We start from the raw sequence: 13,587 nt of genomic DNA on the forward strand, positions 1-13,587 counted from the left end.
CGAATGCGTCGGCGAATCGGGGCATCAGGGAATCGCAGAATTTGTCATACCCCGTGGGTAGCCTGAACAGGAATTCGGACGTGGCAGATGTCGTGGCATCAGTCATGAACGGATCGCCGAGGATAGGGGTGTGGGGCGCCAGTGCGGAAGGGAGGGGACGGATGATCGCCAGGGTTGCGGTGGACATTCCGCTCGCGCACCTCGACCGCCTCTTCGACTATTCGATCCCGGACGCGCTGGCCGACGATGTGGCGCCGGGGGTGCGGGTGCGCGTCCGATTTGCCGGAAAGCTACGTGACGGATACGTGGTCGAACTCACCGAGCACAGCGAGGTGACCGGCAAGCTGGCGGCGCTGTCGAAAGTGGTGTCCGCCACGCCGGTACTGACCACCGAACAGATCACGCTGATCCGCGCGGCGGCCGATCATTACGCCGGATGCTTCGCCGATGTGGTGCGGCTGGCGGTGCCACCCAGGCACGCGGCCACCGAGAACGCCGAGCAGCGCGAATGGCCGGTGCCCAAGACGGACGAGGTTCCGGGTGCGGGAATGCTCGGCTATCCCGACGCAGAGACCTTCCTGCAGGCACTCGAGAACCGGCAGCCGGTGCGCGCTTACTGGCAGGTCGCGCCCCGCTTCGCCACGGACGCCGCCGGTCGCGACGACTGGACTCGCGGCTTCATCCAGGCCGCCGTACACACCTTGCGGGCGGGACGAGGAGTGATCATCGTGGTGCCCGATCATCGCGACCTGGTGCATGTGCGCGATGCGCTCGGTGAGGTGATCGGGTTGGGCGCGATCGCGGAATTGCACTCCGAACTCGGCACGGCTGCGCGTTACCGCAACTACCTGGCGATATTGCGGGGCCAGGCCAAGGTTGTGGTCGGTACTCGCCCGGCCGTCTACGCGCCGGTCGCGAATCTCGGCCTGATCTGTTTGTGGGACGACGGCGATGACCTGCATGCCGAGCCGCATGCCCCGTATCCTCACGCCCGGGATGTCGCCGCATTGCGGGCCGGCAGCGAGCAAACCGCGTTGTTGTTCGCCGGGCATGGACGCAGTGCAGAGATACAGAACTGGTGCCGGCGCGGATGGCTGCATGCCGTGGAGATGCCTGCCGGCCAGTTGCGCCGGGCCAGCGCGGCGGTACACGCCGCGGCGGACTCCGATCTTGCGGTCGAGCGCGACCCCCAGGGCTCCCGGAGCAGGCTGCCCAGGCTCGCTTTCGAGACCATTCGGCGCGGGCTGGTTACCGGGCCTGTGCTCGTCCAGGTGCCCAGGGCCGGATATCTGCCGGTGCTGGCCTGCCAGAGCTGCCGTACCCCGGTGCGTTGCCCGGCTTGCCAAGGGCCGGTTCGGCTGCGGCACAGCGCGACCGGCCGGCAGTTGGACTGCACCTGGTGCGGACGCATCATCACCGACTGGCGTTGCCCGGTCTGCGGTTCGGCGGAGTTGCGTGCCCCGGTCATCGGCTCCGGGCGAACCGCCGAGGAACTTGGGCGCGCGTTTCCCGGAGTCCTGGTGCGAGAGAGTTCCGGTGATCGGGTGATCGATGAGGTGGGGGTGCAGCCGGCGCTGGTGATCTCGACTCCCGGAGCCGAGCCTCCCGCCGAACAGGGTTACGCCGCAGCCGTGCTGCTGGATGCGACCAGATTGCTGGAGCGTCCGGATCTGCGGGCAGGCGAGGAGGCCGTCCGGCGTTGGATGAATGCCGTGGCGCTGGTGCGTCCGGCGGCCGAGGACGGCACCGTGTGCATCGTCGGGCCGTCCGGGGTGCGAGCGGTACAGGCACTGGTCAGATTGGATGCCGCCCAGCACGCCGAGATGGAGCTTGCCGACCGGGTCGAGGCCGGCTACCCGCCAGCCGTCCGCTTCATCACCGTCGAGGGCCCGGCCGCGGCGATCGACGAGTTCGTCCAGCTGCTGGGCCCCGAGCCGGCAGCGGATCTGCTGGGCCCGGTCGAATTGGGGGGCACCCTGGCGCTGGGCCAAACCGAACCGGCCTGGAGGCTGTCGCTGCGGGTGCCGCTGCGTGAAGGAGCCGAGCTGACGGCCAAGGTGAAGGCGGCGCTGGCGGGTCGCACGGCGCGCAAGATGGCGGGAGCGCTGAGAGTGCGGGTTGATCCGGTGGAGCTATAAGGTCCTTCCAGAGAATTACTGCTGCGTACCGCGACGCATTAATTCTCTGTCAGTTCCTAAGCCAGCGGTCACCAGAGCATGGGGATGGCCCATGCCGCACGTTTCAACCGCCCTGCAGTCGCGGGTCGCGTGACATCGTCCGTCGGGTGATCGCGCTATCCGATGTCTCGCCCATCGGTGGATCGAGGCGTGGCCTGGCCTGGCTCTGTCGGCGAATTGCTGTCGCGATTTGACCCATCCGGTCAACCCCTAGACTTGGGCGGGTGAGAATCATCTTTGCCGGAACCCCTGACACCGCCTTGCCCAGTCTGCGCCTGCTCGCCGATCAGGGCCACGACATCGTCGCGGTGCTCACCCGCCCGGACGCGCCTGCCGGTCGCGGCAAGAAACTCACGCCATCCCCGGTGGCCGAGCTCGCCGCTGAACTGGGAATCCCGGTGCTGAAGCCCGCTAAGGCCGACGACGAGTTCATCCGGCAGATCAAGAGACTGAAGGCCGACGTGGCCGCTGTCGTGGCGTTCGGCATGCTGCTGCCCCAGGCTCTCCTGGACGCGGTGCCGGCAGGCTGGGTCAACCTGCATTTTTCGCTGCTGCCGCGCTGGCGCGGTGCTGCACCTGTGCAACGAGCGATCTGGGCCGGGGACCAAATCAGTGGCGTGACCGCATTCCGAATCGTCAAGAAGCTGGACGCCGGCCCAGTTTTCCGTCGGCTGGAGGTCCCTATCGAACCGGGTGAATCGAGCGGGGAGCTGCTCGTTAGGCTCGCCGAGGTGGGGGCGCCCATATTGGCGTCCGCGTTGAGCGATGCGGTCTCGGGGGTGCAGCCCACCGAGCAGCCGGACGATGGCGTCACCACGGCGGCCAAGATCCGGCCCGAGGATGTACGCATCGACTGGGCCCGCCCGGCCGCCGAGATCGAGCGGCTGGTGCGCGCCGCGAATCCCACTCCCGGGGCGTGGACGATGCTGCACGGCGAACGCTTCCAGGTCTTGAAGGTGCGTCCGGTCGACCGGGGAGAGCAATCGCTATCACCCGGGCGATTGGCGGCTGACCGCAAGCATCTGTGGGCGGGTACGGCCGAAGGCGACCTGGAGTTGCTCCAGGTGAAAGCGGCCGGACGCAAACCGATGCCGGGTGCCGACTGGGCCCGAGGCCAACACGATGGCCTCGATCAGGTGCGGTTCGATGCCTGAGCCAGACCAGCGGACGGCGCAGCGTCCCAGGCGCCACATCGATCAACCCCGACTGATCGCCTTCGACGCGCTGCGGGCCATCAATTCTGGTGGGGGATACGCCAACCTGGTGACCGCCGAGATGACTCATGGTCTGCAGCACCGTGACGCCGGTTTCGTCATCGAGCTGGTGCACGGCACCTGCCGCATGCAAGGCAGCTATGACCGCATCATCGAACACGCCTCGGGCCGCCCGCTTTCTGATCTGCAGGCCGCGGTGCTCGAGGTTCTCAGACTCGCCTGCCACCAGCTCTTCCGAATGAGGGTTCCGACTCACGCGGCGGTCGCGTCCAGTGTCGACCTGGCCGGGGTGGCCATCTCGGAGCGGGTGACCGGGCTGGTGAACGCCATCGTCCGCAAGCTGTCGCGCAAGGACTTCGACGAGTGGTGCGACGAGATCGGTGCCGGCTTCGGTGATCTAGCCGATATGGCTTTGCGGTTCGCGCATCCGAGATGGATCGTCGATGCGCTGGCCGACGCACTGCAAAGCGACGACGATGAGCTGGCGGCGTTGCTGGACGCCGACAATGAGCCACCGATCCCGATGCTGGTGGTTCGTCCGGGACTGGCGAGGCGTCCGGAATTGATGACCGAGGGTGCCAGACGTACGCCGTGGTCGCCGTGGGGTGTGGAGCGTCCGGGCAATCCTTCGGAGCTCCCCGCTATCCGGCAGGGCCGGGCGGGCGTGCAGGATGAGGGCAGCCAGCTGGTCGTCCAGGCCGCGACGGCGGTGACGCCGCGATTGAAGGGACCGTGGCTCGATCTGTGTGCCGGTCCGGGCGGGAAGTCGGCCCTGCTGAGGGGGTTGTGCCCTTCGGTTCTGATCGCTGCGGAGCCGCAACCGCATCGCGCCGAATTGGTGGCGCATGCCTTGCGTGCCTACCCCGGCGGCTATCAGGTGGTGGTTGCCGATGGACGCCACCCGGCCTGGGCGCCGGCGTCCATGGCGTTGACGCTGGCGGACGTGCCGTGTACCGGGCTCGGGGCGCTGCGCAGGCGTCCGGAGTCTCGCTGGCGCCGCGACCAGTCGCAGGTGGCCGAGCTCGCCGAGTTACAACGCGAGCTGCTCGACCAGGCGATCGCATCGACCATGCCGGGCGGGCTGGTGGCCTACGTGACCTGCTCACCGCATCGGGCCGAAACCATCGACGTGGTGGCGGGCGCACAAGGGGTCGAGATACTTGATGCGCCCTCGATGATCCCCGAGGTGCCCGAAGCAGCCAGCCGGCTGGACGACCGGTTCATCCAGCTGTGGCCGCACATCCACGGCACGGACGCCATGTTCTGCGCCCTGCTGTGCAGAACCTGATCTGTGGGCGATTGGATTCGGATGATCGGGTGACCGCGCAGCCACCGCTGGTTCACAATCGTGTCACACGTAGCCGGGACGCGTTGGTGATGACGCTGACGCTTGACAGTGCCATGGCCAATGCGGCCAACATGGGCGAGAGCAGCAGTCCCATGACCGGGTAGAGCACGCCGGCGGCGATCGGGATGCCGATCGCATTGTAGATGAACGCGAACACCAGGTTCTGACGAATATTGCGCATCGTGGCGTGAGACAGGCGCCGCGCCCGCGCGATCCCGTTCAGGTCTCCGGACAGCAGCGTAATCCCGGCGCTTTCCATGGCCACATCGGTGCCGGTGCCCATGGCCAGGCCGACCCGTGCGGCGGCCAGAGCCGGGGCATCGTTGACGCCATCACCGGCCATTGCGACCGTCCGCCCTTGTTGTGTCAACTCCTGAACCGCGGCGCTCTTGTCCTCCGGCTGCACTTCGGCACGTACCTCATCGATCCCCAGCTTGCCGGCGACTGCCTTGGCTGTCGTCAGATTGTCGCCGGTGAGCATGACCACCTGCAGGCCCTGCTCGTGCAGCTGTGCCAGTGCGTCAGGGGTGGTTTCCTTGATCGGGTCAGCAATGGCGAGAATGGCCTCAACTGACCCGTCCACCGAGACATAGATGGCGGTGGCTCCGTCGGCGCGGAGCGCATCGGCCCGTTCCCGGGCTTTCGCCTGGCCGGATGCCACGCCGACAAAGCCTGCATTGCCGACCCGTATCTCCCTCTGGTCCACAATGCCGCGAACGCCGCCGCCGGCCTCGGATGCAAAATCGGAGACATCGGCGATTTTCAGCCCCGCATCATGTGCCCGGGTCACCACTGCTTGGCCCAATGGGTGCTCGGACGAGGTCTCGACGGCGCCGGCCAGCCCCAGCACCTGCTCCTCGCTCAGGTCCCCGAGCACTTCGACGGACGTGACCGCGGGATGGCCCTCGGTCAGAGTGCCGGTCTTGTCCACCACCACCGTGTCGATCTTCTCCATGGCCTCCAGAGCCTGGGCGTCGCGGATTAGCACGCCCTCCCTGGCACCTCGCCCCACGCCGACCATGATGGACATGGGGGTGGCGAGACCGAGCGCGCAGGGGCAGGCCACGATCAGCACACTCACGGCTACGACCAGCGCGTGCGCCAGCCGCGGATCCGGCCCCACCAGCAGCCAGACGATGAAGGCGATCACGGCGATGGCGATGACGACTGGCACGAATATCGCGGATACCTTGTCCACCAGTGATTGGATCGGAGCCCGCGAACGTTGTGCCGCGGCCACCATGTCCACAATGCGCGAAAGCATCGAATCCGCGCCCAGCTTTTCCGCGCGCACCACCAGAGATCCGGAGCTGGCTACTGTGCCGCCAACGACCTGGTCATCGACCCCTTTGCGCACGGGCAGGGATTCGCCGGTGACCATGGACTCGTCCACGGTGCAGCTGCCGTTGACCACGGTGCCGTCCACCGCCACCTTCTCGCCCGGGCGCACCCGGACCAGGTCACCGACCTGCAAGTCCTCTAGGGGGACTTCCTCCTCGTTGCCCTGGGCGTTGATGCGCCTGGCTGTGGCCGGGGCGAGGTCCATGAGTGCGCGGATGGCGCCGGACGTGGTCTCACGGGCACGTAACTCCAACACCTGCCCTAGGGCGACGAGCGCAACGATTACCGACGACGCCTCGAAGTACACTTCCACGCGCCCGTGCATGCGCATGGTGCCGGGAAAGATGCCGGGAGCCAGCAGTGCCACCACGCTGTAGAGGTAGGCCGCGCCCACGCCCATGGAGATCAAGGTGAACATGTTCAGCGAGCGGTTACGCAATGACGCCCAGCCGCGCTGGAAGAACGGCCACGCACCCCACAACACGACCGGAGTTGCCAGCACGAATTGGATCCACTGAGAAACGCCCATCGGGACGAGGTCGTTGAGCGCAGGCACCATGGGCACGACCATGCCAAGGATAAGAATGGGTAGAGCTAATCCGGCGGAGATCCAGAAGCGGCGCGTCATATCCGCAAGTTCAGGGTTGGGGGCGTCGGAGGTCGTGGCACGTTCTGGTTCCAGAGCCATACCGCATTTCGGGCATGAACCGGGATGATCCTGGCGCACCTCCGGGTGCATGGGACAGGTGTACATGACCGGTCCGGAATCCGCCCGGGTAACGGGAACATCATGTTCGCCGTCCGTCGGGATGTACTTCTCGGGGTCGGCGACGAACTTCGCGCGACAACCATGCGAACAGAAATAATACGTTTGACCACCCCACTCCGCACTGGCGGCAGCATCCGCGGGGTCGATCTTCATGCCGCAGACCGGATCTGTAACGGACTGCTCAGTAGGCAGTTGCATGTTTCCTCCTCACTCACGAGGATATACCCCCATGGGGTATATACAGAAGGAATTCAGGCATCAGGCCGATGGCGACCAGACCGGCATCGCTCAGCTGGTGAATCGAGGCGTGGCGCGGCAGTACCTCCCTGACAGGTCGCGGACGCGAAAGCGCAGAAGCGGCGGATCGCAGGTGCCTTCGGTAAACTCACCCAGGTGACGATGAGAATTGCTCCGAGCATCTTGAACGCCGACCTTGCCGATATCGCCGCCGAGGTCGCCAGAGTCCCCAGTTCGGACATGATCCACTTCGACGTGATGGACAACCATTTCGTCCCCAATCTCACTTTGGGGTTGCCGGTGGTCGAGTCCCTGCTCAGGCACACGACAACCCCGATCGATGCGCATCTGATGATCGAGGACGCCGATACCTGGGCGCCGCAGTACGCCGATCTCGGCTGCGAGTCCGTCACCTTTCATGCCGAGGCCACGAAAGCGCCGATCCGGCTGGCGCGCGAGATCCGCAAGCTCGGGTCGCGCGCGTCCCTGGCGTTGAAGCCGACCACCTCGATCGAGCCATACGCCGAAGTGATCGGTGAGTTCGACATGATCTTGCTGATGACCGTGGAGCCGGGATTCGGTGGCCAGAGCTTCCTGGATTCGGTGCTGCCGAAGATCCGCCGCACCCGCGGACTGATCCAGGACACCGGCAAACAGATCTGGATCCAGGTGGATGGGGGAGTCTCCGTCGACACGATCGGACGCGCGGCCGAGGCGGGCGCGGACGTCTTCGTGGCAGGCACCGCCGTCTACCGCTCGGACGATCCGGATGCCATGGTAACCAAGCTCCGGGATCTCGCGGTGTCAGCCTGTGGTCACTGATCTCGAATCTCGCTAGTTATCCACAGCAACCTATGAATTTGAACGGTTCGGTGTCCGTTTGACGATCATTGGCCCGTGATTGCTGAGACTTACGCGGGTTTGTTGAGCCAGGGAAGCTCCCAAAGTGATGTGCGCCGGATGATTCGGTCCGGCGAGATTCAGGCCGTTCGCCGTGGCGGATACCTGCGCGGTGAGGAAGAGCTGGGGCTAAACGATCGGCACCGGGCCCTGATCCGGACGACGGTGCCATTGCTCGGGGCGGACACGGTATTGAGCCATGCCTCCGCCGCGGTGGTCTGGGAACTGCCTGCGCCTTCGCGATTACTCGACAAGGTGCATGTGATTCGCCCATCGGGCAACGGGCAAATCAGCTCATGGATGCACAATTACAGACTTCCTCTGGCGCCGGAGGACATCGACCACGGCCATGATGTGCCTATCACGACCCTCGCCCGAACTGTCGCCGATCTATGCAGGATATGCAGCCATCCGGAGGCCCTCGCGATCATGGATGCGGCATGGCGGCGAACCGGCGGCCTCGAGGAAGTGAGCACGCACGTTGGGCAGGCGTCGAGGAGACATGGAGTGAGCATCGCGAAATGGGCACTTGCGCATGCTGACCGACGTGCCGAGAGCCCCGGGGAGTCCATCAGCCGGTATTGGATGATCCGTTCAGGCATCCCGATGCCCGAACTACAGTTCGAGGTTCGCGACTATTCAGGTGCACTAGTCGGGCGCGCTGACTTCGGCTGGGAGCAACAGCGACTCATCGGGGAGTTTGACGGGCGCATCAAGTATGACCAACTAGTACCGGCCGGTAGAACAGCCGCCGACGTTGTGATGGCAGAGAAAGAGCGGGAGAACCGATTCCGTCGGCTGGGCTACTGGGTGCACCGCTGGGGTTGGCGCCAGCTGCGAGATGGGCAAGTTTTCATGAAGTACCTACACGAGACTATTGGCGTGTAGACAGCAGCGACCGCCCCCGCAGCTTCCGAAGCCGACAGTTACTTGGCTCGCGTTGTGGCGTTTGCTCGTGGTGTAACGCGAGCCAGGATCTATAGCGCGAGCCAGGACGCGGGCTGTGTCCATAACGCGAGCCAGGACGCGGGCTGCGTCCATAACGCGAGCTGCATCCGGGCGGGCGCGGGACCTCAGCTCCGCCCGAGTCTGCCGACCAGGTCCGTCGTCCAGTGCGAGGGCAGCATGGTGAGCAGCAGCCAAACCGCGACCGGCTGCTCGAGGTAGACATTGAACGCTCCCAGGATGCCGTAGACCTGGCGTCCTAAGTAGTAGTTGGACGCATAAACCAGCCAGACGAGCACCGAGACGGCCAGTGCCAGAGCCCAGAAGCGCCAACCTTGAACGACCGGCAAGCGCTGCCCCAGATCGCCGATCTCGCGACGTCCGACTACCTGGAAGAAGACCATCCACACCACATAGTGCATGGTCTGCAAATAGGTGAAGACAACCAGGAACCGCACGGCCATTTCGGGGCTGGAATGCGGTTGGGCCGTGCTGGCCAGCACATATGCCGGATCGGCGAGCCTGGTCACGAAGTCGGGGGAGACCTCGTTGATGAACCGGTCGGCGACTCCGGCAAGAATCAGCACCGGAATGCCAAGCGCCCAGATCAGGTTGACGAGGGCGAATTTCAAACCGGGGCCGAGGCTGGTTCGGGGATGAGCCTGCGCGGTATCTGCACGCAGCCTGCGAGGTGCAGACGACCGAGCGGGGAGACAAACAAGCTTGCTTGTTCGTCCGAGGCGACTGAGGTTGTTGACGAACCAAGTGAGGAACACGCGGGCTGCGTCCCCCGCGCTGATCAGGCTGCCAGGTTGCTCTCGGCCGGCTCCACCCCACCCGTCGGCGGATCTGGGCTGAGGTTGGTTCGACTCCAGGCTCCGATCGCGGCGGCGCGCCCAATCCCACAAGAAGATCAGCGGGACGAGGTTGTGCCCGTGGGCGAGCAGGTGCCAATACCAGGGCAGTTCGATCAGCGACAATGCTGTCGCCGCCGCCACCAACCCGACAGCGAGATAGCGCAACCGGCCGTGCAGGCCGAGCCAGCAGGCAAAACCGATGACCGCCATGCTGCCGAGCAATTCGAGATGATGTCCAAGCCCGGCATCCAGGGTCGTGACCGCTCGCACCAGCGCCATCACCATGACAAAGATGGCCAACTGCCGGCCGAGCTGAGCGCCCGCCGCGAGGCTGACGCGTCCGGCCAGGTAGCGAAGCGCGCAGAGCACATGCGCCGCGCCGAGCACCATCACGCCGATGACATTGACGGCGAACGGCTGGGCGATGACCAGAATTGCCAGCAGCAGCGCCGGCGCCAGCAACCAGGCGGCGGGCACCGCGATCGGCCGAGTCTCTTCGTGCACAGTCAGCGACGCGAGCGCTTGCGGTAGTAGGCGACTAGGGCGATGACCAGCAAAACCGCGATGACCAGGGCAACTACCAAGATCAGGATCATCGAACCTTGGTCCGGGGGAGCCGGATACGGGGCAATGTCGAGAGGCAACATGCGCCAAGCCTAGAGGCGAAGGGGCGTGCCGTCATCGGTGATGATCGTCAGGCCGGCGAGACACCTGGTCCCTTCATGCCACTGCAACCGATTCCGCCTCACCGGTGACGACAGCATTCGGGCTTCCCATTGCCGGTGCTGACAGCGCGCCTTCGATGCAGGTACTGGCTCGGCGCAAAATGTGTCCGGGCTTCTCGTCGCTGCAGGTGCTGACAGCGCGCCTTCGATTCCGATACTGGCTCGGCCCAAACGCGTTTCGGCTTCTCGTCATTGCCGGTGCTGACGGCGCGCCTTCAGTTCAAGAGCAGAAGCTCTGCGCAGGCGCGTCTGGGTTCTCGTCCAGGCGCTCGCGTCATGGTCCGACAGAGCGAGCATGGTCAAGATGTCGAGACCAAGCGTGAGAAAACTGGCGTCGAGAGTGATGCCGGCTCCGGCGGCAAAGTAGTCGACGGCCACGCTGGTGGTGCTCAGGAATGCCAGGATCATGACGAGCAGCCGGGCGCCGTTGTGGCCGCGCCACATCAGCCAGATCACCAACAGAAGACCCAGCATCCACACGATCTGGGTGCCGACCCCCAGCCACATCAGCAGCCGGGCCTCCGCGTGATCGAGGTGGTACTCGGCCTCGATCGCAGGCATCTCGCGCCAGATGTCCACGACGATGAACACACCGGCCAATGCCCGGAGGGCACCAAGCACCGCGCCGCGGGTTATCGCGCCCGGACGCTCCGCCGGGCCCCGATCGTCGGTGTCGTCCGCGATGAGCGCAAGGGCCGGTTCGGTGGCGGGACGCTTCTCGAGATCGCCGGTCATCGGGTCACCTCGCCACGATGCTCGCCGGCAATGAGCATCCGGCGCAGATCGACCACGGGCAGGTCGCCGTCGGTTCGGATGGAGTCGCCGCCTCCGTTGCGGGAGTGATACCCGGTGGAGAAGTCGGCCAGAATATGGACGCCGGCGTCCGGATTTGCCTCCAGCACGGTGCTCACCACATGGTCTCGTTCGATGTCGGTGTCGGCATCGATCTTGTGGGTGATCTGCAAAGTGAAAAGGGAGAAACCGACCGCGCGGTCGAAGGTGCCCGCGGCCAGCCAATCGACCCGCGTGCCACCTGGCAGCAGCCAGCCCTCCGGGGTATGCCAGAACCGGACGTGGTGCCGTTTGGCCGGATTGCCCTCGACCTCCTGCTGATAGGCGAGATCCTGCATGCGTCCGAAGAGAAGCAGTGGGCTGACCGGCGCCTGATCGTAGCTGCGGCGACTCAGCGTCGAGGTGACGATGCGCCACGATGAGCTGACGGTGATCGGGTCGGCAAGCACCCATCCGGCCTGGTGCATCGCCTGTCGTAGTTCGGTCTCGCCACCGAGAACGGCGATATTGACCGGGTCTCCGAGCAGGCCATCGCTGGTGCGGGTGCGTCCGATGAAGTAGTCGGGAACGTAGATGGCGGTGAAGATCCGGTGGAATCGGGGGAGCGCGAGATAGGCGAGCATCACCCAGAATGCGATGAAGAAGGCGATGCCGAGCCAACCCAGTTTGAACGTCTCGGTGAGCAGCAGCCAGGCCAGCCAGATGGCCGCCAGACCCGCATAAACGAAGAAGAACTGGTCGGCGATAGCCGTGATCGAGATGCGTGGTTTACGCGCGGCATCCGCTTCCATGACATCAGGGTAGCCGGACGCCCGGCTGGTCCTCGTCGGTTACGATCAGCAGGTGCAGCAATGGTTCGCGGCATATCTGCTCACCTGTGCGGTCGAGATCCCGATCGTGGTGGCGATGCTGCACGGTCTCGGCTGGCGCTCACCCGGCCGGCATCCGGACGCGAAAGCAGCGCTGGTCGCTTGGCTGCTGCAATTCACCAATCCGCTGCTGTGGCTGATCGGGCCCGGCTCGTGGGCGGGCCTTCTGGCGGCCGAGGCACTGATCGTCCTGGTTGAGGGAGCAGCACTGTACTACTGGGCGCTACTGAGGGCCTGTCGAGACGAGCAACCCTCAACCCACGTGGATAAGCCTGAATCCGCCAATCTGCATATGCTGCGCGTCGTCACCCAAGAGCGGATCCGTGGTGGAGCGACGCCGCATGCGCGTCCGAGATCGAAGCCGGTACACAGTCATGAACTGCGTCCAAACCAGGCAACTCTCGGCTGGTGTTTACTGATCGGCTTCACCGCCAACGCGGCATCGGTGCTGGCGGGCCTGCTGGTCGTGCTCGCCGTCAGTTGGTGGGGCCGCTAGGCCCGGCGTCGCGGCGGCGAAGATAACGCTCGAACTCGCGGGCGATCGAATCCCCGGTGGCCTGCGGGAGCCCGTTCTCGTCCTGCTGCGCCTCCAAGGTTTCGATGTAATCGCTGATCTCCGAGTCCTCGGAGGCGAGCTCGTCGACGCCACGCTGCCAGGCCTGCGCCAGTTCGGGCAGGTCGTCCAGCGGGAGCGCGACATCGAGCAGATCCTCAAGTCTGGCCAGCAGGGCCAAGGTCGCCTTCGGGTTCGGGGGAGCGGCGACATAGTGCGGCACCGACGCCCACAGCGAAACCTCCCGTAGCCCGGCGCGGTGACAGGCATCGCTCAGCACACCGGTGATACCGGTCGGCCCTTCGTAATCCGCCGGCTCCAGGCCGAGAGAATGCGCCAGCCCTACATCCGAGGTGTTGCCGGTCACCGGAAGCGGACGCGAATGCGGCGAGTCGGTCAGCATCGCTCCCAAGACGATGATCATCTCGGGTTCGACACTGCGAAAGGCGGAGATCAGGGTGCTGCAAAAACGCTGCCAATGCAGGTTCGGCTCAGGCCCCGACACCAGGATCAGATCGCGTTCGGGCAGGTGAGATACCTGCATACTCGTCTTCGGCCAGACGATCTCGCGTCCATCCGCGCCGTCCGCGACTCGCGGGCGGACGATCTGATAGTCGTAGTAATCATCCGAATCGATGTCGAAGACTAGGTCGGTGGGAAAGGTGTCGGCGAGGTGCTCGATGACTGAGGTCGCCGCATCTGCTGCGTCGTTCCAGCCTTCGAAGGCCACCACGACCACCGGTCGGGTGTACTGTCCGCGTCCTGCCATGCATCCACCCTAGCGCCGCGGGTGAGACCCGCTATCAGCCCCTCGCGAAGATCGGTGGGCACGCCCCGGACGAACCGGCGCGCGTCGCTAT

Annotated in this window: 12 protein-coding genes; 6 read left to right on the forward strand and 6 right to left on the reverse strand. The window is 65.3% G+C overall.

The genetic code is table 11. The features are described 5' to 3' along the window. The first annotated feature begins 161 nt into the window (after window positions 1-161). The 3 genes from QQ658_RS06065 to QQ658_RS06075 all read left to right on the forward strand — a co-directional run bounded on the left by QQ658_RS06065 (window position 162) and on the right by QQ658_RS06075 (window position 4,679). Entirely contained in the window at window positions 162-2,138 is a 1,977-nt protein-coding gene (locus QQ658_RS06065; protein WP_286026757.1) for a primosomal protein N', read from the forward strand. Between the two features lie 263 nt (window positions 2,139-2,401). Beyond that, entirely contained in the window at window positions 2,402-3,331 is a 930-nt protein-coding gene (gene fmt, locus QQ658_RS06070) for a methionyl-tRNA formyltransferase (RefSeq protein WP_286026758.1), read from the forward strand. After that, complete coding sequence (locus QQ658_RS06075; protein WP_286026759.1) at window positions 3,324-4,679, forward strand: RsmB/NOP family class I SAM-dependent RNA methyltransferase; 1,356 nt, start codon at window positions 3,324-3,326, stop codon at window positions 4,677-4,679. The genes fmt and QQ658_RS06075 overlap by 8 nt, the downstream gene beginning before the upstream one ends. A 52-nt stretch (window positions 4,680-4,731) precedes the next feature. Here QQ658_RS06075 and QQ658_RS06080 read toward each other — a convergent pair whose 3' ends face one another. Next, window positions 4,732-7,047 (reverse strand): heavy metal translocating P-type ATPase, encoded by a 2,316-nt coding sequence (locus QQ658_RS06080; RefSeq protein ID WP_286026760.1) that lies wholly within the window; start codon window positions 7,045-7,047, stop codon window positions 4,732-4,734. A gap of 195 nt (window positions 7,048-7,242) precedes the next feature. On the opposite strand from QQ658_RS06080, the gene rpe reads away from it, so the two are divergent. Beyond that, window positions 7,243-7,908, forward strand: coding sequence for a ribulose-phosphate 3-epimerase (gene rpe / locus QQ658_RS06085; protein WP_286026761.1), 666 nt, complete (start codon window positions 7,243-7,245; stop codon window positions 7,906-7,908). Between the two features lie 75 nt (window positions 7,909-7,983). Further along, a complete protein-coding gene (locus tag QQ658_RS06090) occupies window positions 7,984-8,874 on the forward strand; it encodes a hypothetical protein (RefSeq protein ID WP_286026762.1) in 891 nt (296 codons plus the stop codon). Window positions 8,875-9,059: 185 nt separating this feature from the next. Here QQ658_RS06090 and QQ658_RS06095 read toward each other — a convergent pair whose 3' ends face one another. The 4 genes from QQ658_RS06095 to QQ658_RS06110 all read right to left on the reverse strand — a co-directional run bounded on the left by QQ658_RS06095 (window position 9,060) and on the right by QQ658_RS06110 (window position 12,096). Continuing rightward, entirely contained in the window at window positions 9,060-10,292 is a 1,233-nt protein-coding gene (locus QQ658_RS06095) for a hypothetical protein (RefSeq protein WP_286026763.1), read from the reverse strand. A 2-nt stretch (window positions 10,293-10,294) separates the two neighbouring features. Then, window positions 10,295-10,435: a hypothetical protein gene (locus QQ658_RS06100; protein WP_286026764.1), complete on the reverse strand. Its 141-nt coding sequence runs from the start codon at window positions 10,433-10,435 to the stop codon at window positions 10,295-10,297. A 267-nt stretch (window positions 10,436-10,702) separates the two neighbouring features. Continuing rightward, on the reverse strand, window positions 10,703-11,248 hold the full coding sequence (locus QQ658_RS06105; protein WP_286026765.1) for a hypothetical protein: 546 nt from the start codon (window positions 11,246-11,248) through the stop codon (window positions 10,703-10,705). Beyond that, the gene (locus QQ658_RS06110; protein ID WP_286026766.1) at window positions 11,245-12,096 is read right to left on the reverse strand and encodes an LssY C-terminal domain-containing protein; all 852 of its coding nucleotides are present in this window, start codon (window positions 12,094-12,096) and stop codon (window positions 11,245-11,247) included. The genes QQ658_RS06105 and QQ658_RS06110 overlap by 4 nt, the downstream gene beginning before the upstream one ends. A 52-nt stretch (window positions 12,097-12,148) precedes the next feature. On the opposite strand from QQ658_RS06110, the gene QQ658_RS06115 reads away from it, so the two are divergent. Then, window positions 12,149-12,670, forward strand: coding sequence for a hypothetical protein (locus QQ658_RS06115; RefSeq protein WP_286026767.1), 522 nt, complete (start codon window positions 12,149-12,151; stop codon window positions 12,668-12,670). On the opposite strand, the gene QQ658_RS06120 is transcribed toward QQ658_RS06115, so the two are convergent. Beyond that, the gene (locus tag QQ658_RS06120; RefSeq protein WP_286026768.1) at window positions 12,651-13,496 is read right to left on the reverse strand and encodes a PAC2 family protein; all 846 of its coding nucleotides are present in this window, start codon (window positions 13,494-13,496) and stop codon (window positions 12,651-12,653) included. The genes QQ658_RS06115 and QQ658_RS06120 overlap by 20 nt on opposite strands. Between the last annotated feature and the right edge of the window lie 91 nt (window positions 13,497-13,587).

Source organism: Propionimicrobium sp. PCR01-08-3, assembly GCF_030286045.1.
GTDB lineage: Bacteria > Actinomycetota > Actinomycetes > Propionibacteriales > Propionibacteriaceae > Brooklawnia.